Source organism: Ralstonia sp. 110700041-2, from assembly GCF_056280165.1.
On sequence record NZ_JBSFAI010000002.1, the window covers coordinates 227,299 to 247,602 of the forward strand.

Below are 20,304 nucleotides of genomic sequence, written 5' to 3' on the forward strand. Positions count from 1 at the left end.
GGCTCCGCTGCCGGCCGGTTGCCTTTCCCTCGACCCGTTTCCCATTCCTGAAGCATGGCTGTTTTCACCCCGGTCTCCGACGCCGAGATCGCTCTCTGGCTGGATCAATACGATGTGGGCGCCGTGCGCGCATTTCGCGGCATCCCCTCCGGGATCGAAAACTCCAATTTCTTCCTGACCACGGAAAAGGATGGGCAGACGCACGAGTACGTCGTCACCCTGTTTGAACGGCTGACGTTCGAGCAGCTGCCGTTCTACCTGTATCTGATGCAGCATCTGGCGCAGCACGACATCAGCGTGCCGGCGCCGATTCCGGGGCGCGACGGCGAGATCCTGCGCACGCTCAACGGCAAGCCGGCGACCATCGTGACGCGTCTGGCGGGCCGCTCGAACCTGGCGCCCACGGTGTCGGAATGCGGCATCGTCGGCGACATGCTCGCTCGCATGCATCTGGCCGGGCGCGACTATCCACGCCATCAGCCGAACCTGCGCAGCCTGCCGTGGTGGAACGAAGTCGTGCCCGACGTCGTACCGTTCGTGCACGGCGACACGCGCGCGCTGCTCGAAAACGAACTCGCGCACCAGCAACGTTTCTTTGCCAGCGCCGACTACGCTGCGCTGCCCGAAGGCCCGTGCCATTGCGACCTCTTCCGCGACAACGTGCTGTTCGAGCCGGCCGCTGACGGCCAGCCGGAACGCCTTGGCGGCTTCTTCGACTTTTACTTTGCCGGTGTCGACAAGTGGCTCTTCGACGTGGCCGTCACCGTCAACGACTGGTGCATTGACCTGGCCACCGGCGTGCTGGACACCGAGCGGACACGTGCAATGCTCCATGCGTATCACGCTGTGCGCCCGTTCACCGATGCCGAAACGCGGCACTGGCAAGATATGCTGCGCGCTGCTGCGTACCGCTTCTGGGTCTCGCGCCTGTGGGATTTCTATCTGCCGCGCGATGCCGAACTGCTCAAGCCGCATGACCCCACCCACTTCGAGCGCGTGCTGCGCGAACGGATTGGCGCGGGCGCCCTGACTCTGGATCTTCCCCAACCATGCAACTGATTGAAGTACCGGCCAAGCAAGGCTACGTCTGGCTGCGCCAGGGTGCGTGGCTGTTTCGCAAGAACCCGATCGGGTTCTTACTGCTGCTGTTCATCTACCTGTTCGCGGTCAACCTTCTGATGCTGCTGGTGCCGCCGATTGGGGTTTTTGCCATCCTGCTGGTGAATCCGGCTATCTTCGTGGGCTTCATGTCGGCCTGCCGCGATACGGTCGCGGGCAAGCGCGTGGGGCCTGCGTCGCTCATCGCCGGCTTTCGTGCATACGGGAAGGATGCGATGCGCAGCCTGCTCAAGCTCGGCGGCATCTACGGCGTGCTGGTGCTGGTGGTCAGCGGCGTGCTGATGACCATGGTGGATGTCGACACGCTGATGACCGTGGTCAGCGACAAACCGCTCACCGCTGACGCCATCCGCGAGTTCTACCTCGCCATGGTGATGGGCTCGGTGCTGTATATCCCGGTGGCGGTGCTGTTCTGGTTTGCGCCGTTACTGGTGGCATGGCACGGCATTCCGGTGGGCAAGGCGCTGTTCTTCAGCTGGATGGCCGTGTGGCGCAACCGCGCCGCGTTCATCGCGTACGGCGTCCTGGTGGCAATCCTGCTGATCGCGGTGCCGTTGTTCATCGATGCGTTGTTCGCGTCGAGCGGTGCCAACAACATCGCCCCCATCATTGCCACGCCGTACCGGATTCTGGTGATGGCCGTGCTGTACTGCTCGTTCTACGCCACCTACCGCGGCTGCTTCAACGTGACGCAAGCGGCCGGCCAGACGGCTGACAAGGCGGTCTGACCGGCACGATGGCCCGGTCGACGCTCAGTTGATCGGGTCCAGCTTGGCGATGCCCAGCGCCAGCGTCTTCACCCCGTGGCGGTTGAACTTGATCTGGGCGCGCGCCTCGGCGCCCTCGCCTTCCAGCGTCGTGATGACGCCTTCCCCGAACTTGTTATGGAACACCGACTGGCCGACGCGGAAGCCGGTGGCCTCTGCGCGCTTGGCGTCGGCGTAGTTCTTGCCGGTGTCCATGCCGCCGGTCGGGCGGCCGGTGTAGGCGTCGTCATCGCCACGCTCTGGGCGCTTGAACCAATCCTTGCCCCATGCGGTATCGCCTTGCACACGACGCGTCGCCTGGTAGCCCGAGTGCTGCGGCGTCAGCCACTTCAATGTGTCTTCGGGCAGTTCGTCAAAGAAGCGTGAGCGAATGTGGTAGCGGACCTGCCCGTGCAGCACGCGGCTTTGCGCGAACGATAGATACAACCGCTCACGCGCACGCGTGATCGCCACGTACATCAGGCGGCGCTCTTCCTCCAGGCCGTCCTTCTCCATCTGGCTGTTTTCGTGCGGGAACAAGCCCTCTTCCAGCCCGGTGATGAAGACGACGTGGAATTCCAGCCCCTTGGCCGCATGCACGGTCATCATTTGCACGGCATCCTGGCCGGCCTGGGCCTGGTTGTCGCCAGCCTCCAGCGAGGCATGCGTCAGAAACGCGACGAGCGGCGTCATCTCTGCAGGCGTTTCGTCGGTGACGAGTTCAGAAGCGGTATCGATCTCGCCGCCTTCGATGCGCAGCATGGCATCGTGGCGCACGGGCAGCGCGGTCGCAATCGCATCCACGCCGTAGCCTTCTTCAGCAACGAAAGCTTGGGCGGCTGTCACCAGTTCCTGCAAGTTCTCGATGCGGTCCTGGCCTTCCTTTTCACCCTGGTAATGCGTGATCAGCCCGCTGGCGTGAATGACGTGCTGAACGATTTCGGGCAGCGTCATCTGGCGCGTGTCGGCACGCATCTGTTCGATCAGACGCACAAACGCCGACAGCTTGGTGCCTGCTGCCCCCGTGAGGTACGGCACCGCCGCTGCGAGCGAAATGCCATACAGCCGCGCCGCATCCTGCAACTGCTCGAGCGAACGAGCCCCGACGCCACGCGCCGGGAAATTCACCACGCGACCAAACGCCGCGTCATTGTCGGGATTCTCAAGAAGCTGAAGATACGCCAGCGCGTGCTTGATTTCCGCACGCTCGAAAAAGCGCAGGCCGCCGTACACCTTGTACGGGATGCCTGCCGAGAACAGCGCGTGTTCGATCACCCGCGACTGCGCGTTGCTGCGATACAGGATGGCGATTTCCGAGCGCGACATGCCGGTCGCAATACGGTCGCGGATCTCATCGACAATCCAGCCCGCCTCCTGCCCGTCCGTCGCGGCCTGATAGACGCGCACCGGCTCACCGTGGCCGGCGTCCGTGCGCAGGTTCTTGCCCAGCCGACGCGTGTTGTGCGAGATCAGGTGGTTGGCGGTATCGAGGATATGGCCATGCGAGCGGTAGTTCTGCTCCAGCTTGATCCGGTGCTCGACGCGGAATTCGCGTTCAAAGTCGACCATGTTGCCGACATTGGCACCACGAAACGCGTAGATGCTCTGGTCATCGTCGCCCACGGCAAAGATGGCGTTGGGCGTGACGCCGGGCTCGCCCAGGCCGGCCAGAATCTTCAGCCACGCATATTGCAGCTTGTTCGTATCCTGGAACTCGTCCACCAGGATGTGCTTGAAACGCCGTTGGTAGTGCGCACGGATGGCGTCGTTGTAGCGCAGCAGTTCGTAGCAGCGCAGCAGCAGCTCGGCAAAATCGACCACGCCTTCGCGCTGGCATTGCGCGTCGTAAGCGGCGTAGAGATCGGCCATGCGCCGGTCGTACTCGTTGGCGATTTCCAGATCGCCCGCGCGCAGGCCCTGCTCCTTGGCCCCGTTGATGAAGTACTGGACGTTCTTGGGCGGGAATTTCTCGTCGTCGATATTGAGCGACTTGAGCAGGCGCTTGACGGCGGAGAGCTGGTCTTGCGTATCCAGAATCTGGAACGTCTGCGGCAGGCCGGCATCGCGGTAATGCGCGCGCAGCAACCGGTTGCACAGACCGTGGAACGTGCCGATCCACATGGCGCGCGTGTTGATCGGCAGCATGGCCTGCAGGCGGGCCGTCATTTCCTTGGCTGCCTTGTTCGTAAACGTGACGGCCAGCACACCCGACGGCGACACCCGCGCGCTTTGGATCAGCCACGCGATGCGGGTGGTCAACACGCGCGTTTTGCCGCTGCCTGCGCCCGCCAGGATCAGCGCCGATTCATCGGGAAGCGTGATGGCAGCGCGTTGTTCGGGGTTCAGATTGGCGAGCAGGTCGGACATGCGGGAGGAGCCTCGGCAGAATCCTGAAATTATACCGGCCGCATTCGCCGCTTCGCCCGTGCCGGACATCGACACGCCGTATAATTCCAAGCTTTCGCCCGCCATTTTCCTGGGCCAAACGTCTTTTTGCGCCCATTGCGCCCCGTCAGCATGACCGATCAGAACCAGTCCCTCGCCAAGAGTTTCGAACCCGCCACCATCGAGCAGAAGTGGAGCGCGGCCTGGGAAGCAATGGGCGTCTCCCGCGCGACGCTCGAGGCCGGCAAGCCCGACTTTTGTATCCAGCTCCCGCCGCCGAACGTGACGGGCACGCTGCACATGGGCCACGCGTTCAACCAGACCATCATGGACGGCCTGACGCGCCACGCGCGCATGGCCGGTGCCAACACACTTTGGGTGCCGGGCACCGACCACGCCGGCATCGCCACCCAGATCGTCGTCGAGCGCCAACTGGATGCCCAGGGTGTATCGCGCCACGACATGGGCCGCGAGAAGTTCGTCGAGAAAGTGTGGGAATGGAAGGAGCAATCGGGCTCGACCATCACGCGCCAGGTGCGCCGGATGGGCGCCTCGATCGACTGGGAGCGAGAATACTTCACGATGGACCCGAAGATGTCGCGCGCGGTCAGCGACGTGTTCGTGCGTCTCTACGAGCAAGGCCTGATCTACCGCGGCAAGCGCCTAGTCAACTGGGACCCGGTGCTGGGCACCGCAGTGTCCGACCTGGAAGTGGTGAGCGAGGAAGAGGAAGGCTCGCTGTGGCACATCCGCTATCCGCTGGCCGAACCGGATACCGTGCATGGCCTGACGCACCTGACGGTCGCCACCACCCGTCCGGAAACGATGCTCGGCGACACGGCCGTGATGGTGCATCCTGAGGACGAACGTTACGCCCACCTCATCGGCAAGTTCGTCCACCTGCCGCTGACTGATCGCAAGATCCCGGTGATTGCCGACGAATACGTCGACCGCGCGTTCGGTACCGGCGTGGTCAAGGTGACCCCGGGCCACGACTTCAACGACTACGCGGTCGGCCAGCGCCACAAGCTGCCGCAGTTGTCGATCCTGACGCTCGACGCGAAGATCGTTGCCGATGCTCCCGCCGCCTATGCCGGCCTGGATCGCTTCGACGCGCGTAAAAAGATCGTCGAGGACCTCGAAGCGCAAGGCCTGCTGGCCGAAGTCAAGAAACACACGCTGATGGTGCCGCGCGGTGACCGGACCGGTGTCGTGATCGAGCCGATGCTGACCGACCAGTGGTTCGTCGCCATGAGCAAGCCGGCACCGGAAGGCACGCGCTTCCCGGGCCGCTCCATCGCTGAAGTGGCGCTGGACGCCGTGCAGAGCGGCAAGATCAAGCTCGTTCCCGAGCAGTGGGTCAACACGTACAACCAGTGGCTGAACAACATCCAGGACTGGTGTATCTCGCGCCAACTGTGGTGGGGCCACCAGATTCCGGCGTGGTACGACGAAGCCGGCAACGTGTACGTGGGGCGCACGGAAGAAGAAGCCCGCGCCCAGGCCGCAGCCAAGGGTTACACCGGCGCCCTCAAGCGTGACGACGACGTGCTCGACACGTGGTTCTCGTCCGCGCTGGTGCCGTTCTCGTCGCTGGGCTGGCCGGCCGACACGCCAGAGCTGAAGCACTTCCTGCCTTCCACCGTGCTGGTGACGGGCTACGACATCATCTTCTTCTGGGTGGCGCGCATGGTCATGATGACCCTGCATTTCACCGGCGAAGTGCCCTTCCACACCGTCTATGTGCATGGCCTCGTGCGCGATTCGGAAGGCAAGAAGATGAGCAAGTCCGAGGGCAACACGCTCGACCCGGTGGACCTGATCGACGGTATCGCGCTGGAGCCGCTGCTGGCCAAGCGCACCACCGGCCTGCGCCGCCCAAAGGATGCGCCCAAGGTCGAAAAGCGCACGCGCAAGGAATTTCCCGACGGCATTCCCGCATTCGGCGCCGACGCGTTGCGCTTCACCTTCGCGTCGCTCGCCACGCTGGGCCGCAGCATCAACTTTGACCCGGGCCGCTGCGAGGGTTACCGCAACTTCTGCAACAAGCTGTGGAACGCCACGCGCTTCGTACTGATGAACACCGAAGGCCAGGACTGCGGCATGCAGGAATGCGTCGGTGATTGCGGCCCCGAAGGCTACCTGGACTTCTCGCAGGCCGACCGTTGGATCGTCTCGCTGCTGCAGCGCGTGGAAACCGAAGTGGAGAAAGGCTTTGCCGACTACCGCTTCGACAACATCGCCAACGCCATCTACAAATTCGTCTGGGACGAATACTGCGACTGGTACCTGGAACTGGCGAAAGTGCAGATCCAGACCGGCACGCCGGCCCAGCAACGCGCGACGCGCCGTACCCTGCTGCGCGTGCTGGAAACCGTGCTGCGCCTGGCGCATCCGATCATTCCGTTCATTACCGAAGAACTCTGGCAGAAGGTTGCGCCGATGGCCGGCCGCGCCAAGGGCGATGGCACCGAAAGCCTCGCGCTGCAGGAATACCCGCGCGCCGTCCTGACCAAGATCGACGAGCAGGCCGAGCAGTGGGTGCAGCAGCTAAAGGCACTGGTAGACGCCTGCCGCAACCTTCGCGGCGAGATGAACATCTCCCCTGCGCAACGTGTGCCGCTGTACGCCAATGGCGAAGCCGAGTTCCTGCAGGTGGCGGCGCCGTACGTGCAAGCGCTGGGCAAGCTGTCCGAAGTGAAGGTCTACACGGACGCTGCCGCCATGGAGCAGGACGGCGCCGGTGCGCCGGTCGCCATCGTCGGCGAGAACAAGCTGCTGCTGAAGATCGAGATCGACGTGGCTGCCGAGCATGCGCGCCTGTCGAAGGAAATCGACCGCTTGCGCGGCGAGATCACCAAGTGCGAAGCCAAGCTCGGTAACGAATCGTTCGTCGCCCGCGCGCCGGCCGCCGTGGTGGAACAGGAACAAAAGCGTGTGGCCGATTTCAAAGCCACGCTGGCCAAGCTGGAAGCCCAGATCGCACGGCTGCCGGTACAGGCAGCCTGAGCGCCCTGAACAACCGATATCAAGGAAACCACGATGCAACGCGTCACCAAAGCCGTTTTCCCCGTCGCGGGGCTCGGCACACGATTCCTGCCGGCCACCAAGGCCAGCCCGAAAGAAATGCTGCCGGTCGTGGACAAGCCGCTGATCCAGTACGCCGTGGAAGAAGCCATGGCCGCCGGCATCACCGAGATGATCTTCGTGACCGGCCGCAGCAAGCGCGCAATTGAAGACCACTTTGACAAGGCCTACGAGCTGGAAGCCGAACTCGAAGCCAAGCATAAGACCGCGCTGCTCGAAGTCGTGCGCTCGATCAAGCCGTCGCATGTGGATTGCTTCTACGTGCGCCAGCCTGAAGCGCTGGGCCTCGGCCACGCCGTGCAATGCGCCGAAAAGCTCGTCGGCGATGCGCCCTTCGCGGTCATCCTGGCGGACGACTTGCTGGACGGCGACCCGCCCGTCATGAAGCAGATGGTCGACCTGTACGACCACTACAACTGCTCGGTGATCGGCGTGGAAGAAATCGACCCCGTGCAGAGCCGCTCGTACGGCGTGGTCGATGGCCGCCCGTGGGAAGAAGACGGCAGCGTGATCAAGATGTCAGCTATCGTCGAGAAGCCGGCACCGGAAAATGCGCCGTCCAACCTCGGCGTGGTCGGCCGCTACATCCTCACGCCGCGCATTTTCGAACACATCCGCAACCTCAAGCCGGGCGCCGGCGGCGAGTTGCAGCTGACGGATGCCATCCAGTCGCTGCTGTCGGCCGAGCAGGTGCTGGCCTATCGTTACAAGGGCGTGCGCTACGACTGCGGTAGCAAGCTGGGGTACCTGAAGGCAACGGTGGAACTGGCGCTCAAGCACAAGGAAGTTGCTGACGAATTCCGTGCCTATCTGGCTGCACGCGGCTGAGCCTAACACGCACGACGCCATGGAAAAAACCCGCGCAGCATGAGCTGACGCGGGTTTTTTGTTGCCGGATCGTGTCTCGTCCGTCCGGCTCGGAGTCCTACCCTTTTGCAAGGAGAGGCTGCAGCCTCTTCTTATTGCGGAGCTGCCAGCGGCTTGATGGTGTTGTTCAGCAGGCTCCAGTATGAACTGGTGCTGTACGGCAGCATCTGCTCAGCGTAGTTCCACCAGAAGTAACCACCGATGAAGCGCCGATCCGCTGCCATCGTGGTGGTACCCATCGGGTAGTACGACTTGAGCAGGTTCTGCTGCACCGAGGCCGGAGCCGAAGTGCTGGACGTACCGATCTCACCAAAACCCACCTTCGCGACCGGGAAGATGCTTTCGAGCAACTTGAAATCGTTTGCCCACGTCGGGTTCAAACCGGGGCAGTCTTGGTAAGGGTAGTAGCTGAACAGTGCGTAGTCCGCACCCTGGCGCACACGTGCGGGCAGATACGACTGTGCCCAGGTACGCCACGAGTCCATCGGCAGCTCGTAGCAGTTGGTGCCCTTGCCGTCGTCGTTGTAGTACATCGTGACAGCAGTCAGGCCGCCCGCAGCTTTGACGATGTCATGCGCCGCCGCCACCATGTTGCCGATGTCCTGCTCCTCACTCGCGGCCACCGAATTCGGGCCGGTCGGGTCCGTGCGCAGCCACTCCCCATTGATCTCGTTAGCGATCTCCCACACGTCCACCACGTTCTTCAGCGTGCCCACCAGCTCATTGGTACGGTCGGTGTACGTCTGCAGATCGCTCGGGAAATAGTACGAGTCCATGATCTCGCCCATCACGTAGGCGACAGCATGAAGCTTGACGAGTGCCGGGTAGTACTGCGCAGCCGTCGTACCCGGGTCAAAGACCACGCGCACGGTAGGCTTGTACGGCAGGTGCGTAAGCGATGCCACGATCGCGTTGATGTTGCTGACGTCATCAACCGTGACGCCGTAGATAGGTGCCTTCGGGCGCGTGGCCTGCGCCGAGGCGGTTTGTATTCCCAGGCCTGTCAGCATCGTTGCCGCCGTCAGACCCACCAAAGCGCGCAGGCTCATGCGCGCCGCCCTCTGTGCTGCTTTTTTGGTTTCCAACATTGTGGTTTTCTATTCCCTCGGACGCAAAACGTTACGCCCAGTACTTCGATGGACAAGCGCCGTCCTACCTGTGCGGTATCCCGATGTGGTGTGACTCTTGTGACACACTGAACACCGAACGGGTGCGAGCGTCAGATGACGCCCCGGTCGGCGAATGGATGCGCGATTAGAGGTCCTGCGGAGTCGATGGATCGATCAGCGGCCGTGCGCTTATTGATGGACTGGTACAGCTGGCGCGCGCTCACCCGAGGGCAGCACGCGGCTTGAAAAATGTGACAAGCCCTGCACTTCAGCTGGCTGCCAACTGTGTTCCCCCCGTTGACAGCCAAGCGGCATGATACCGGATGTTGTCTGGAGATCAACGAAATTTAACGCTGCTTACGCAACAATAATAAAAAAACCGCGGGTCGAGCAGACACGCGGTTTCTTCGAAACGCCCACGGGGTGGACGTCTTGGCGGCACAGCCGTTTTTACTTGTGCCGGTAGTTGATGCGACCCTTCGTGAGGTCGTACGGCGACATTTCCAGCTTCACGCGGTCGCCCGCGAGAATACGGATGCGGTGCTTCTGCATCTTGCCCGATGCGTAAGCCCAGATTTCCACGCCGTTTTCCAACTGCACGCGAAAACGATTGTCGGGTAGTGCTTCAGACACCACCCCTTCAAATTCAATCAGTTCTTCCTTGGCCAAACTCGTTCCTTTGTATGCAGCACGCGGCTGCGCCGATGGTTGCAATGATGTGATGACCCACCCGAACCATGCCACACGCCTCGAAGGGCATGCAGCGGTACGCCGCGATCATCTGCCCGGACAGCGGGCTTGGGGGGTACCGAGCTGCACGGAACACAAATCGCGCCCGCCAATGGCGCGCGCCGTTTCGTGCAAGCGAGAGCGAGGATGGGTGGCGGTCGCAGATGCGCGCCGCCCGACTCGGCGCGGGGTATTCCCCGGTGCTGGACTCAGCCGCCACCGGCCATGATTGGCGCGGCGGCGAGCCGGATTCGCCCGCTATTCTATCACGGGCGGGTTCCGCAGTTTCAGGCGCCGTCGGCAGGAAGCGACAGTTCAGGAACGTCGCCATCGATGATGCTCTCAGCAAAGCGCAGCGCTGCAATGCGCGCAGCACCCACATTGCTGAATTGCCGGTCCCCGGAGAGGCGGAAGACCTGGGTCTGGCCGGGTTCGGGCGACTCCCCAGCCCGACAGATCATCACGGCTGCGTTGTAGCTGCGATCTTCCCTGGCCTCGGGCCAGCGTGCCGTGCGTTCATGTTGGAAAGCCAACGGATAAATGTCGAAGCCTTTGTATTGGCCCGCCGGCGAAGTGTCCATCTGAAATGCCCCCTTCTTGAACGTCGAGTGCTGTCTGACTATACACCCGTGCGTTTTGCATGGCGATGAAAGCGACGGCAACGTTTGACTTCGGGCACGGCACAACATGCGCATGCCGATCACCCAAAGCAAAGCCTTCGGAGCGATCACGAACGCTGGTCCAAAGAAGTTTCATAACGTCGCCATTTCACGGCAATGTCGGCGTAATCCGATTGTGCTAGCTTGGTTTGGTGCTTGCCGTGGCATCCAAACGGATGCGCTCCGTCTGATCAAGGCACTCCTCACCTACCCCTCTCAAGATGACAATGCGCCTGATCTCTCCGATTGCCCTGGTGTGTGCCGGGCTGATGCTGGGTGCCTGCGGTGGCGGCGACGGTGGTTCGTCGTTGAGCCCGCAAACCGGGGCTGCTCCCAACACAGCGAATACCGGGTCAAAAACCGAGGCTGCAACCACCTCAACCACCACACCTGCTTGCGGAATCAACGGCTCCTCGCCACTGGCAGGCGTGCAGACGTGGATGTATCAGCTGCAGGGCATGACCACCAGCGCGCAGATCGATGCACTTGACGCGCAGCCATACGACATGCTGGTGATCGAAGCCAACAACACCGTCAAAGGACTGGAGAACTTCAACACCGTCGACATGGTGGCGCAGCTGCGCACCAAGCCTGACGGCTCCGCGCGCAAAGTGCTCGCCTACATCGACATTGGCGAAGCCGAAGACTTCCGCACCTATTGGACGTCAAGCTGGAAGGCGCCCACGGCTAACGGACCCGGCACGCCAGACTTCATCATCAAGGCCGACCCCGATGGCTGGGCCGGCGACTACCCTGTCGCGTTCTGGGACCCGCGCTGGCAAGCGCTGTGGCTCGGGCCGAACGGCGCCGTCGCACAACTGGCGCGCGAAGGATTCGATGGCGTCTATCTGGATTGGGTCGAGGCGTATGCCGAGCCTTCGGTGGCGGCCGCAGCCCAGGCGGCAGGCATCGATCCGGCACAGGCCATGGTCGATTTCATCACCAAGATCCGTGCGGCGGGTCGCGCCATCAACCCGCAGTTTGCGGTGATCCAGCAGAACGCATCCTCGTTGATTGACGACGGTGGTGGATCAGTGCTGCTCGCAACGATCGATGGCATCTCGCAGGAAGACACATGGTTTGGCGGCAGTTCGGGCGCCGCGTGGGGCAGCGCCTCCGGGGGCGACAGGGCAGCGAGTGCCGATGAAACGCAATGGACCATCGACCAGTTGCAGAAATACTGCGCCGGCAACGTGCCTGTCTTTACGATCGACTATGCGTTGCAGACCGCCAACGCGCAGAAGGTCTACACGGCGTCGCGCGGGCAAGGCTTCCACCCGCTGGTCTCACGCATTGCGCTGTCCAAGCCGACCACTACGCCGCCCTGGAATTACTGACGAGGCTCAACGACGCGCCGGCGGGAGCGTCGGCAAACGGCAGGCCGACGTAGTTTTCGGCCAGCACGCGCGCGCCGGCCGGGGAGCCGGTCACGTAGTCCAGCTCAGCGCGCTGCAGCTTTTGCATGAACGGCGTGTGGTCGTCAAAACGATGCAGCATCGACGTCATCCACCACGAGAAATGCTCGGCGCGCCAGACGCGTTGCAGGCAGCGTTCGGAGTAACTAGCAAGCGGGGCGGTGTCGCTCTGCTTGTAGCGTGCAGTCAGTGCCTGAGCCAGCACGCGCACGTCGGCGACGGCAAGGTTCATGCCTTTGGCGCCAGTGGGCGGCACGATGTGCGCGGCGTCCCCCGCCAAGAACAGGCGCCCGTACTGCATTGTCTCGCAGACAAAGCTGCGCATCGGCGTGACGCTCTTCTGCAGGATGGGGCCTTCCTTCAGGTGCCAGCCGTCGTTGTTCTCCAGGCGCGTGTGGAGTTCATCCCAGATGCGTGCATCGGACCATTCGGCGAGGTTCTCATCCGGCTTGCACTGAAGGTAAAGCCGCGTGATCTTGGGTGAGCGCATGCTGAACAGCGCAAAGCCGCGATCATGGTTTGCGTAGATCAACTCTTCCGCCGCCGGCTTGGCTTGCGCCAGGATGCCAAGCCAGGCAAACGGATAGACGCGCTCGAACACCGCTTGCCGCCGTGCCGGAATCGCCTGCCGGCAGATGCCGTGAAAGCCGTCGCAGCCGGCGATGTAATCGCATTGCAATGTCTGCGGAACACCCTCGTGGACGAACTGCACCGAAGGCGTGGCCGACTCAATATCGTGCACCGACACCTCGCTCACATCGAACAACAGCGGCGCGCCTTGCTCCACACGCGCGGCAATCAGATCCTTCACCACCTCGTGCTGCCCATAGACCGTGATCGAGCGGCCGCCCGACATCGCCGTCAGGTCGATACGATGGCGCTTGCCACCGAACAGCAGGTCGATACCGTGGTGCACGAGCCCCTCGCGCCGCATGCGCTCGCCCACGCCCGCTTCGTTGAGCACGTCGACCGTGCCTTGCTCCAGAACGCCGGCGCGGATGCGCTCTTCAACGTACGCGCGGCTCTTGGTTTCGAGGATGACGGCGTCGATGCCGTTGCGGTGCAGAAGCTGCCCGAGCAGCAGGCCTGCCGGGCCCGCGCCAATGATGGCGATCTGGGTGCGCATGGTGGTTGTCTCCGGATGGATTGGAATCGTTCTGGCAACCATTGTTGGCGTGCATCTTGATATCGCACAATGAAATATTGGCGATAAACTTTATCGCCGATTCAGATAGTGCGATTGCCATGTCCACCCTGCCCAACTTCGATCTGAACCTGTTGCCAATCCTGCTGGCGCTGCATGACGCGCGCAGCGTGAGCATGGCGGCCCAACAACTCGGCATGAGCCAGCCAGGCGTGAGCACAGCGCTGGGCAAGCTGCGCGCTGCGTTTGACGACCCGCTATTCGTCCGGACCTCACGCGGCATGGAGCCGACGCCGCGGGCGCTGGCGCTCATTCCTGCGGCGCGCGATGTCTTGGCGCGTGTGCAGCAGGGCATTCTGGAAACCGGCGCGTTCGATCCGGCCACAACCACCCACACGTTCTCGATCTCGTTGTCGGACGTGGGCGAGATGGTGTTCTTGCCGCGCATTGTCGAGGCGATGGCTCGGCACGCGCCGCGGGCGTCGGTGCAGTCCGTGTCGCTGCCGCCCGCGCAGATCGAGCGCGCGCTGGAGACCGGTTCGCTCGACCTGGCTGTTGGTTACTTCCCCGACCTGAAGAAGAACAACTTCTTCCAGCAGCGGCTGTTTACGCACTACTTCATATGCATCGTGCGCGCCGGTCATCCCGTCACGCGCGGCGGCAACACGAAGCTATCGATGGCGCAGTTTCTGGAATACGGGCACGCTGTGGTGCGCGCGGAGGGGCGCAGTCAGGAACTGTATGAGCGCTTTCTTGAACGCAAGCGCATCCGCCGTAAGCCGTCGCTGCTCACACCGCATTTCATGAGCATCCCGTTCATCCTGGCGCGCACGGACTTGATTGCGACGGTGCCGCACGCGGTGGGCCTGTCGTTCATGCAATCGCACGCCAACATCTGCGTGATGGAGCCGCCGCTGGAGCTGCCGAGCTTCGATCTCAAGCAACACTGGCATCGCAAGTTTCATAACGACACACGCAGCCAGTGGTTTCGCGCGCTGGTGTCGTCGTTGTTCAACGACGAGGCGGATGAATGGCGCGAGCCCGGCCATCGGCCCGCCAAACGCAAGAACACGAAGTAACCGACCCGGCTTAAGTGTTCACAATCCGAACACTCGATTGCAATGCGAACACAGAGCCTTTAGGATCGTCGGCACGCGCAGGCGACGCCACTGTGTTTTTTCGGCTCACGCTTGCCGATCAACCTTTGGAGACCTTCATGAGACGTCGTGTGCTGCTGACTGTCGTTGCCGGTACGCTGATGACCGGCCTGCCCGCCTTTGCGGACGAGCCGATCCAGATTGGCCTGATCGCCCCCTTCTCCGGCCCCTTTGCCGACTATGGCAAGCAGATGGAAGACGGCATCAAGGCGTATCAGAGGCTGCACGGCACGACCGCCGGTGGGCGGCAGGTGCAGATCATCGTGAAGGACACGACTGGCCCCGTGCCGGACGTCGCCAAGCGCCTTGCGCAGGAGCTGGTGGTACGCGACAAGGTGGATTTCCTTGCGGGCTTTGGCCTCACGCCGGAAGCACTGGCGGTGGCGCCCATCGCGCAGCAAGCCAAAAAACCGATGGTGATCTTCAATGCCGCATCGTCGTCGATCACCACCAAGTCGGACTATGTGACGCGTGTGTCGATGACGCTGCCGCAGATCTCCACACCGATCGCCTCGTGGGCTCTGAAGAACGGCATCAAGCAGGTGGCCACTGTGGTTGCCGATTACGCGCCCGGCATCGATGCGGAGAACGCATTCAAACAAACGTTCACCGCCGGCGGGGGCCAGGTCGTGGAAGCCGTGCGCGTGCCACTGCGCAATCCTGAATTCGCGCCGTTCATCCAACGCGTGAAAGATGCCAAGCCGCAAGCCGTGTTCGTCTTCCTGCCGGCCGGCGAGCAAGGCGTGGCATTCATGAAGGGTTTCCGCGAGCGCGGATTGGCGCAGGCCGGCATCAAGGTCATCGCAACGGGCGACCTGACCGACGACCACGTGCTCCCGGCCATGGGCGACGCGACGCTGGGTGTCATCACCTCGTTCCATTACTCCGCCGCGCACGACTCGCCGCAGAACAAGACCTTCCTGAAAGCCTTTGCGGAGGCCAATCCGGGCGCGGGCCGCCCGAACTTCATGGCAGTGGCCGCGTATGACGGCATCGGCGCGATCTACAACGTGATCAACAAGCTCGGCGGCAAGATCGACGGGGAGAAGGCCATGGCCGCCTTCAAGGGCATGAAGATCGACAGCCCGCGCGGGCCGATCACCATCGACCCGGCCACGCGTGATGTGGTGCAAACGGTCTACATCCGCAAGGTGGAAAAGGTCGGCAACGAGCTGTACAACGTCGAGTTCGACAAGTTTGCCGACGTGAAGGATCCCGGCAAGTAAGCACTACGCAACAGCCACGAGCCGTTGCAGTAACGGCGCATCGGCCAGCAGATCGGCGCTGGCTGATGCGTGCACGACGCGGCCTCGATCGAGCACCAGCGCACGCTGCGTGAGCTGCAGCGCCAGACGCGCATGCTGCTCCACCAGGATCACCGCCATACCCCCCTCCTCAACGAGCGCGCGGATAGCGCGGCCAAGCTCCTGCACGATGATCGGTGCGAGGCCTTCCATCGGTTCATCCAACAGCAGCAGTGCGGGATTCGTCATCAGCGCGCGAGCGATGGCGACCATCTGCTGCTCGCCGCCTGAGAGCTGATTGCCGAGATTGCGGCGCCGCTCTTGAAGGCGCGGAAACGTCTTGTAGACGCGCGCCACATCCCAGGCCCCGGGTCGCGCCACGGCTGTCAGATGCTCTTCCACCGTCAGCGACGGAAACATCCACCGCTCCTGCGGCACCCAGCCGAGCCCTGCGCGGGCACGCCGGTGTGGCGGCATCTTGGCGATATCCGCGCCCAGCCAGCGGATACGCCCGCCGTGCAGGCGCGTGAAGCCCATCAGCGTGGCGAGCAGCGTGGTCTTGCCGACACCATTGCGGCCCAGCAGCGCAAGGCTGCCGCCTGCTTCGAGCGCGAACGACACATCGTCCAGCACGACAGCATTGCCGTAGCCGGCGGTCACATTTTCGAGCGACAACAGTTCACGCATGCTCAACCTCCCCGAGGTAGACCTCGCGCACACGCGGGTCGGCCGCGATCTCCTGCGGCGTGCCTTCAGTCAGCACGCGGCCGGCCAGCAGCACGGTGATCCGCTCGGCAAAGCGGAAGACAAGGTTCATGTCGTGCTCGATGAAGAGGATCGTGATGTCGCGCGGCAGGCTGGCGATGACCTCGAACAGTTCGGTGCTTTCTCTGCTCGGGATACCGGCGGCAGGCTCGTCGAGAAGCAGGATGCGTGGGTGCGTCGCGAGCGCCAGGGCGATCTCCACCAGGCGCTGTTTGCCGTAAGGCAACGCATGCGTGGGCGCCAGCGCGTCGGCACCGAGTTGCAAGCGGCATAGCAATGCCATCGCTTCGTCGCGGGCGTCCTTATGCGATGCAACGGTGCGATGCCAATGCCACGACGCGCCCGTGCGCTCGAAGATGGCGAGCATCACCGATTCCAGCACCGTCAATACGGGAAACAACGTGTTGATCTGGAAAGTGCGCGTGATGCCGCGCTTGACGCGCTGGTGTGCGGGCAGGCGGGTGATGTCTTCATCATCCAGCAGCACTTGGCCCGCAGTGGGTGCGAGCGTGCCGGTGAGCAGATTGATGAAGGTGGTCTTGCCCGCGCCGTTCGGCCCGATCAGCGCGTGGCGCGCGCCGGGCGCAAAAGACAGCGAGATATCGGAATTGGCGTGAAAGCCGCCCCAGCGCCTGGACAGGCCACGCGTGCTCAATGTGGGCGGAGGATGGATCGTGGGCGCAGTCATGAAGCACCTCCCTTGCGAGCGCGCCGCGCCCTGACCGCAGACACCGCAGTTTCCAGCCCACCGAGAATGCCACCCCGCGCAAACAACACGATCACCATCAGCAGCAGGCCGATCCAGAACTGCCAGTAGACGGGATTGATGCCGGCCAACACGTCCTGCGCAATCATGAACACCGCTGCGCCAATCAACGCGCCGTACAACCGGCCTGCACCGCCCAGCACGAGCATGATCAGCAACTCTGCCGAGCGCGAGAAGCCCAGCGAATCCAGACCGACAAATTGCGTGGTCTGCGCGAGCAGCCCGCCTGCGACACCGGCAATCGCTGCGCTGACGGTGAACGCCGCCACCAGCCGCATGCGAACATTCGCGCCGATAGCCGGCATGCGCTTCGGCCCCTGTTGAATGCCGCGCAGCGACAACCCAAACGGCGAGCGCACCAGGCGACGCAACCCCACAAACACCAGAAACAGCACGACCAAGCTATAGAAGTAAGCCGTGCGCCCCTCCAGATCGAACTCAAATGTGCCGAGCAGGTTGCGCATCGCCACACCGGAAAGGCCGTCCACACCGCCCGTGAGAAACGCCATCTTGTTGGCCGCCTCATACAGCATCAGACCGATGCCGAGCGTGACCATCAGTCGTGTCAGATCCTGCCCGCGCACGACGAGAAAGCTCACACAGAAGCCGGCCAGCGCAGCGACGACAGCGCCCGCGGCCAGACCGGTGAGCGGTTCACCCCAGCCATGTGCCGCGAGCAGTCCGGCGGTATAGGCGCCAAGCCCGAAGAAGCCTGCATGTCCGAGCGACACGATGCCCGCATAGCCGAGCACCAGGTCGAGCGACAACGCAAACAGCCCGACGATCAACACCTGGCTGCCGAAGACGAGGTAATCGGGAAGAAGAAAGAACACCGCGATCGGCACGCACCAGAACGCGATCTCAAACGGCGACCAACGCGCTTGCGGCAACCCATGCGCCGCAGAGCCCTCAACAGGCCGTGCAGACCGCCTCAATTGCTGCAGCCCGCTCATGCGCGCCTCCCCAGCAAACCGCCCGGGAAGAGCACGAGCAGCACGACCATCAACCCATAGATGACGATCGCGCCCACGTCCGGCACGTAGTACTTGCCCGCCACGTCGAACACGCCTAGCACGAGCGCTGCCAGCAATGTGCCCTTGATGGAACCCGCACCGCCGACGGCCACCACCAGCAGGAAATACACCATGTATTTGATCGGGAAGGCTGGATCGAGCCCGAGCACATCGATGCCCAATCCCCCGCCCAGCCCTGCCAGCCCCGAACCCAGCGCGAACGTTACGGAGAACACCAGGCTTACGTTGATGCCCAGCCCTGCGGATGCCTGCTGGTTATCCACCGACGCGCGCACCTGCGCTCCAAAGCGTGTGCGCTCAATCAGCCATGCCAGCAGCGCCGTCAGCGCAATCACCACCCCGATCAGGAACAGGCGATAGCGCCCGACTTCCAATCCACTGTCAAACACTGGCCATTGCCCACGCAGCATCTCCGGCAGCTCAACGGGTTGCTGCGACGGCCCCCACACGTAGGTCGCACCCGCCATCGCCATGAAAACGAGCGCAATGGAGAACAGCACCTGATCGAGCGGGCTCGCGCGATAGAGCCGCCGGTACAGCGTGCATTCAAGCACAAAGCCGATGATTGCGGTGACCACGAAAGCGATGGGCAGCGTCGCCAGAAACGGCACGCCGAGGCGGTTCATCAGCACCACGCACACATAGCCGCCCGCCATGGCGAACGCCCCGTGCGCAAGGTTGATGAAGTTCATCAGGCCCATCGTGACCGACAGGCCGATGCTGATCAGGAACAGCAGGCTGCCGTAGGCCAGCCCGTCGAACAACACACCCAATGCGCTGAGCATGGGTCTCCTCCTTGGGTTTTTCCAGCTCGGCGGCCGGTTTGCCCGGTGTGTTGCGTGGCGTCTCCCCGGAGACGGCGGTATTACTTTTTCGCAGCGCCCTCCGCATCCATCTCGGCAAACACCGTCTGGGCGAGGTGGAAGGCATGGTTGGCAGCCGGCACGCCGCAGTAGATGGCGGTCTGCAGCAGCGTTTCCTGAATCTCGTCGCGCGTGACACCGTTGTTGGCAGCGGCGCGCAGATGCAGGCGCAACTCGCCGTCGCGGCCGAGCGCGACCATCATGGCGATCGTCAGCAAGCTGCGCGTGTGGCGCGGCAAGCCGGGGCGTGTCCAGATTTCACCCCAGGCGTAGCGCGTGATGAGGTCCTGAAACGGAGCCGTCAGATCGGTCTGCGCGGCGTTGGCACGGTCGACGTGGGCATCGCCCAGCACGGCGCGGCGCACCGCCATGCCTGCGGCGTGGCGTTCGCGATCATCCATGGGCGCCCTCACGTGCAACGCCGGTCGTCAAGAAGCTGACGAGCGCTTCGGTATAGCCGTCGGCCTGCTCCCAGTTGGCGAGGTGGCCGGCTGAAAGCTCGATGTACTGGGCGCCGGGCACGCCGTCGGCAATGAGCTTGGTCTGCGCAGCCGGGGTGGAGATATCGTGTGTGCCGCCAATCACCAGCATCGGCACCCGGATGTTCGGCAGTTGCGCGCGCAAATCTGCATCGCGAATGGCTGCGCAGTTGCCGTTGTAGCCGGCATCCGGCGTGGACAGCAACATTGCCTTGACGATGTCGACGCGGCTAGCGTTGGCATCCCGGTAGCCCTGCGTGAACCAGCGCTCCAGCACCGTTTCCGTAATGCTCGCCATGCCGCCCTGCTCGACCTGTGCGATGCGCGTATTCCAGCTTTGCTGCGTACCGATCAGCGCGGCGGTATTCGTCACGACCATGCGCGGGAAACGCTCGCCGTGATGTGCGGCCAGCCACAGGCCGGTCAACCCGCCCATCGACAGACCGCAGAACAGCGCAAGCTCAATGTTGTAGTGGTCGAGCAACGCGAGCACATCACCGCCGAGTTGAGCAACGCCAAACGGCGCGTCCGGCACGCTCGATTGGCCGTGACCACGCTGGTCATAGCGCAGCAGGCGGAAATGCTGGCGCAACGCTTCGAGCTGCGGCTCCCACATGCCCAGGTTGGTGCCGAGGGAGTTCGACAGCACCAGCACCGGCTTACCCGTGGCGGGGCCGTCATCGAATTCGTGATACAGGCGGACGTTATCGTGTTCAAGCCAGGGCATGGTGTCTCC

At 63.1% G+C, this 20,304-nt stretch carries 18 protein-coding genes; 7 read left to right on the forward strand and 11 right to left on the reverse strand.

What is annotated here, in order from left to right; genetic code table 11:
- Positions 1-54: 54 nt before the first annotated feature.
- Positions 55-1,059, forward strand: coding sequence for a homoserine kinase (locus ACUXH0_RS03595; RefSeq protein ID WP_182593762.1), 1,005 nt, complete (start codon positions 55-57; stop codon positions 1,057-1,059).
- Positions 1,050-1,847 carry a BPSS1780 family membrane protein gene (locus tag ACUXH0_RS03600; protein WP_004631101.1) on the forward strand — a complete coding sequence of 266 codons (798 nt, stop codon included), beginning with the start codon at positions 1,050-1,052 and terminating at the stop codon, positions 1,845-1,847. The genes ACUXH0_RS03595 and ACUXH0_RS03600 overlap by 10 nt, the downstream gene beginning before the upstream one ends.
- A 24-nt stretch (positions 1,848-1,871) precedes the next feature.
- Here ACUXH0_RS03600 and ACUXH0_RS03605 read toward each other — a convergent pair whose 3' ends face one another.
- A complete protein-coding gene (locus ACUXH0_RS03605) occupies positions 1,872-4,232 on the reverse strand; it encodes a UvrD-helicase domain-containing protein (RefSeq protein WP_009241175.1) in 2,361 nt (786 codons plus the stop codon).
- A 150-nt stretch (positions 4,233-4,382) separates the two neighbouring features.
- Here ACUXH0_RS03605 and ACUXH0_RS03610 point away from each other — a divergent pair, with 150 nt between their 5' ends.
- Both ACUXH0_RS03610 and galU read left to right on the forward strand, forming a co-directional pair.
- Positions 4,383-7,259, forward strand: coding sequence for a valine--tRNA ligase (locus tag ACUXH0_RS03610; protein WP_009241176.1), 2,877 nt, complete (start codon positions 4,383-4,385; stop codon positions 7,257-7,259).
- A gap of 33 nt (positions 7,260-7,292) precedes the next feature.
- A complete protein-coding gene (gene galU / locus ACUXH0_RS03615) occupies positions 7,293-8,165 on the forward strand; it encodes a UTP--glucose-1-phosphate uridylyltransferase GalU (protein WP_009241177.1) in 873 nt (290 codons plus the stop codon).
- 131 nt (positions 8,166-8,296) lie between these two features.
- Here the strand turns inward: galU and ACUXH0_RS03620 are convergent, their stop codons facing one another.
- From ACUXH0_RS03620 to ACUXH0_RS03630, 3 genes are all read right to left on the reverse strand, one after another.
- Positions 8,297-9,292: a hypothetical protein gene (locus tag ACUXH0_RS03620; RefSeq protein WP_009277459.1), complete on the reverse strand. Its 996-nt coding sequence runs from the start codon at positions 9,290-9,292 to the stop codon at positions 8,297-8,299.
- Positions 9,293-9,763: 471 nt separating this feature from the next.
- Positions 9,764-9,982, reverse strand: coding sequence for a translation initiation factor IF-1 (infA, locus tag ACUXH0_RS03625; protein ID WP_004631109.1), 219 nt, complete (start codon positions 9,980-9,982; stop codon positions 9,764-9,766).
- 347 nt (positions 9,983-10,329) lie between these two features.
- Positions 10,330-10,623: a hypothetical protein gene (locus ACUXH0_RS03630; RefSeq protein WP_004631110.1), complete on the reverse strand. Its 294-nt coding sequence runs from the start codon at positions 10,621-10,623 to the stop codon at positions 10,330-10,332.
- A gap of 305 nt (positions 10,624-10,928) precedes the next feature.
- On the opposite strand from ACUXH0_RS03630, the gene ACUXH0_RS03635 reads away from it, so the two are divergent.
- The gene (locus tag ACUXH0_RS03635) at positions 10,929-12,038 is read left to right on the forward strand and encodes a glycoside hydrolase family 191 protein (protein WP_009241178.1); all 1,110 of its coding nucleotides are present in this window, start codon (positions 10,929-10,931) and stop codon (positions 12,036-12,038) included.
- Here ACUXH0_RS03635 and pobA read toward each other — a convergent pair.
- Positions 12,016-13,242, reverse strand: coding sequence for a 4-hydroxybenzoate 3-monooxygenase (gene pobA, locus ACUXH0_RS03640; protein WP_009241179.1), 1,227 nt, complete (start codon positions 13,240-13,242; stop codon positions 12,016-12,018). The two genes, ACUXH0_RS03635 and pobA, sit on opposite strands and share 23 nt — an antisense overlap.
- Positions 13,243-13,361: 119 nt before the next feature.
- On the opposite strand from pobA, the gene ACUXH0_RS03645 reads away from it, so the two are divergent.
- Complete coding sequence (locus ACUXH0_RS03645; protein WP_009241180.1) at positions 13,362-14,339, forward strand: LysR family transcriptional regulator; 978 nt, start codon at positions 13,362-13,364, stop codon at positions 14,337-14,339.
- A gap of 137 nt (positions 14,340-14,476) precedes the next feature.
- Complete coding sequence (locus tag ACUXH0_RS03650; RefSeq protein ID WP_182593760.1) at positions 14,477-15,643, forward strand: ABC transporter substrate-binding protein; 1,167 nt, start codon at positions 14,477-14,479, stop codon at positions 15,641-15,643.
- A 3-nt stretch (positions 15,644-15,646) separates the two neighbouring features.
- Here ACUXH0_RS03650 and ACUXH0_RS03655 read toward each other — a convergent pair whose 3' ends face one another.
- The 6 genes from ACUXH0_RS03655 to pcaD all read right to left on the reverse strand — a co-directional run bounded on the left by ACUXH0_RS03655 (position 15,647) and on the right by pcaD (position 20,295).
- Positions 15,647-16,348 (reverse strand): ABC transporter ATP-binding protein, encoded by a 702-nt coding sequence (locus ACUXH0_RS03655; RefSeq protein WP_004631121.1) that lies wholly within the window; start codon positions 16,346-16,348, stop codon positions 15,647-15,649.
- The gene (locus ACUXH0_RS03660) at positions 16,341-17,114 is read right to left on the reverse strand and encodes an ABC transporter ATP-binding protein (protein ID WP_009241181.1); all 774 of its coding nucleotides are present in this window, start codon (positions 17,112-17,114) and stop codon (positions 16,341-16,343) included. Before ACUXH0_RS03660 ends, ACUXH0_RS03655 begins: the two co-directional genes overlap by 8 nt.
- A complete protein-coding gene (locus tag ACUXH0_RS03665) occupies positions 17,111-18,145 on the reverse strand; it encodes a branched-chain amino acid ABC transporter permease (RefSeq protein ID WP_009241182.1) in 1,035 nt (344 codons plus the stop codon). The genes ACUXH0_RS03660 and ACUXH0_RS03665 overlap by 4 nt, the downstream gene beginning before the upstream one ends.
- Positions 18,142-19,011, reverse strand: coding sequence for a branched-chain amino acid ABC transporter permease (locus ACUXH0_RS03670; protein ID WP_182593759.1), 870 nt, complete (start codon positions 19,009-19,011; stop codon positions 18,142-18,144). The genes ACUXH0_RS03665 and ACUXH0_RS03670 overlap by 4 nt, the downstream gene beginning before the upstream one ends.
- An 80-nt stretch (positions 19,012-19,091) precedes the next feature.
- Positions 19,092-19,490 carry a 4-carboxymuconolactone decarboxylase gene (gene pcaC, locus ACUXH0_RS03675; RefSeq protein WP_004631130.1) on the reverse strand — a complete coding sequence of 133 codons (399 nt, stop codon included), beginning with the start codon at positions 19,488-19,490 and terminating at the stop codon, positions 19,092-19,094.
- On the reverse strand, positions 19,483-20,295 hold the full coding sequence (gene pcaD / locus ACUXH0_RS03680; protein ID WP_004631131.1) for a 3-oxoadipate enol-lactonase: 813 nt from the start codon (positions 20,293-20,295) through the stop codon (positions 19,483-19,485). The genes pcaC and pcaD overlap by 8 nt, the downstream gene beginning before the upstream one ends.
- Positions 20,296-20,304: the final 9 nt, after the last annotated feature.

Excerpts from the sequence above, each read along its gene's own strand:
- ACUXH0_RS03670 (WP_182593759.1), bottom strand. The coding sequence starts at position 19,011 with ATGCTCAGCGCATTGGGTGTGTTGTTCGACGGGCTGGCCTACGGCAGC.
- ACUXH0_RS03620 (WP_009277459.1), bottom strand. The coding sequence starts at position 9,292 with ATGTTGGAAACCAAAAAAGCAGCACAGAGGGCGGCGCGCATGAGCCTG.
- ACUXH0_RS03645 (WP_009241180.1), top strand. The coding sequence starts at position 13,362 with ATGTCCACCCTGCCCAACTTCGATCTGAACCTGTTGCCAATCCTGCTG.
- pcaD (WP_004631131.1), bottom strand. The coding sequence starts at position 20,295 with ATGCCCTGGCTTGAACACGATAACGTCCGCCTGTATCACGAATTCGAT.
- ACUXH0_RS03595 (WP_182593762.1), top strand. The coding sequence starts at position 55 with ATGGCTGTTTTCACCCCGGTCTCCGACGCCGAGATCGCTCTCTGGCTG.
- ACUXH0_RS03600 (WP_004631101.1), top strand. The coding sequence starts at position 1,050 with ATGCAACTGATTGAAGTACCGGCCAAGCAAGGCTACGTCTGGCTGCGC.
- ACUXH0_RS03660 (WP_009241181.1), bottom strand. The coding sequence starts at position 17,114 with ATGACTGCGCCCACGATCCATCCTCCGCCCACATTGAGCACGCGTGGC.
- ACUXH0_RS03635 (WP_009241178.1), top strand. The coding sequence starts at position 10,929 with ATGCGCCTGATCTCTCCGATTGCCCTGGTGTGTGCCGGGCTGATGCTG.
- ACUXH0_RS03665 (WP_009241182.1), bottom strand. The coding sequence starts at position 18,145 with ATGAGCGGGCTGCAGCAATTGAGGCGGTCTGCACGGCCTGTTGAGGGC.
- ACUXH0_RS03605 (WP_009241175.1), bottom strand. The coding sequence starts at position 4,232 with ATGTCCGACCTGCTCGCCAATCTGAACCCCGAACAACGCGCTGCCATC.
- ACUXH0_RS03610 (WP_009241176.1), top strand. The coding sequence starts at position 4,383 with ATGACCGATCAGAACCAGTCCCTCGCCAAGAGTTTCGAACCCGCCACC.
- ACUXH0_RS03630 (WP_004631110.1), bottom strand. The coding sequence starts at position 10,623 with ATGGACACTTCGCCGGCGGGCCAATACAAAGGCTTCGACATTTATCCG.
- galU (WP_009241177.1), top strand. The coding sequence starts at position 7,293 with ATGCAACGCGTCACCAAAGCCGTTTTCCCCGTCGCGGGGCTCGGCACA.
- pobA (WP_009241179.1), bottom strand. The coding sequence starts at position 13,242 with ATGCGCACCCAGATCGCCATCATTGGCGCGGGCCCGGCAGGCCTGCTG.
- ACUXH0_RS03650 (WP_182593760.1), top strand. The coding sequence starts at position 14,477 with ATGAGACGTCGTGTGCTGCTGACTGTCGTTGCCGGTACGCTGATGACC.
- pcaC (WP_004631130.1), bottom strand. The coding sequence starts at position 19,490 with ATGGATGATCGCGAACGCCACGCCGCAGGCATGGCGGTGCGCCGCGCC.
- ACUXH0_RS03655 (WP_004631121.1), bottom strand. The coding sequence starts at position 16,348 with ATGCGTGAACTGTTGTCGCTCGAAAATGTGACCGCCGGCTACGGCAAT.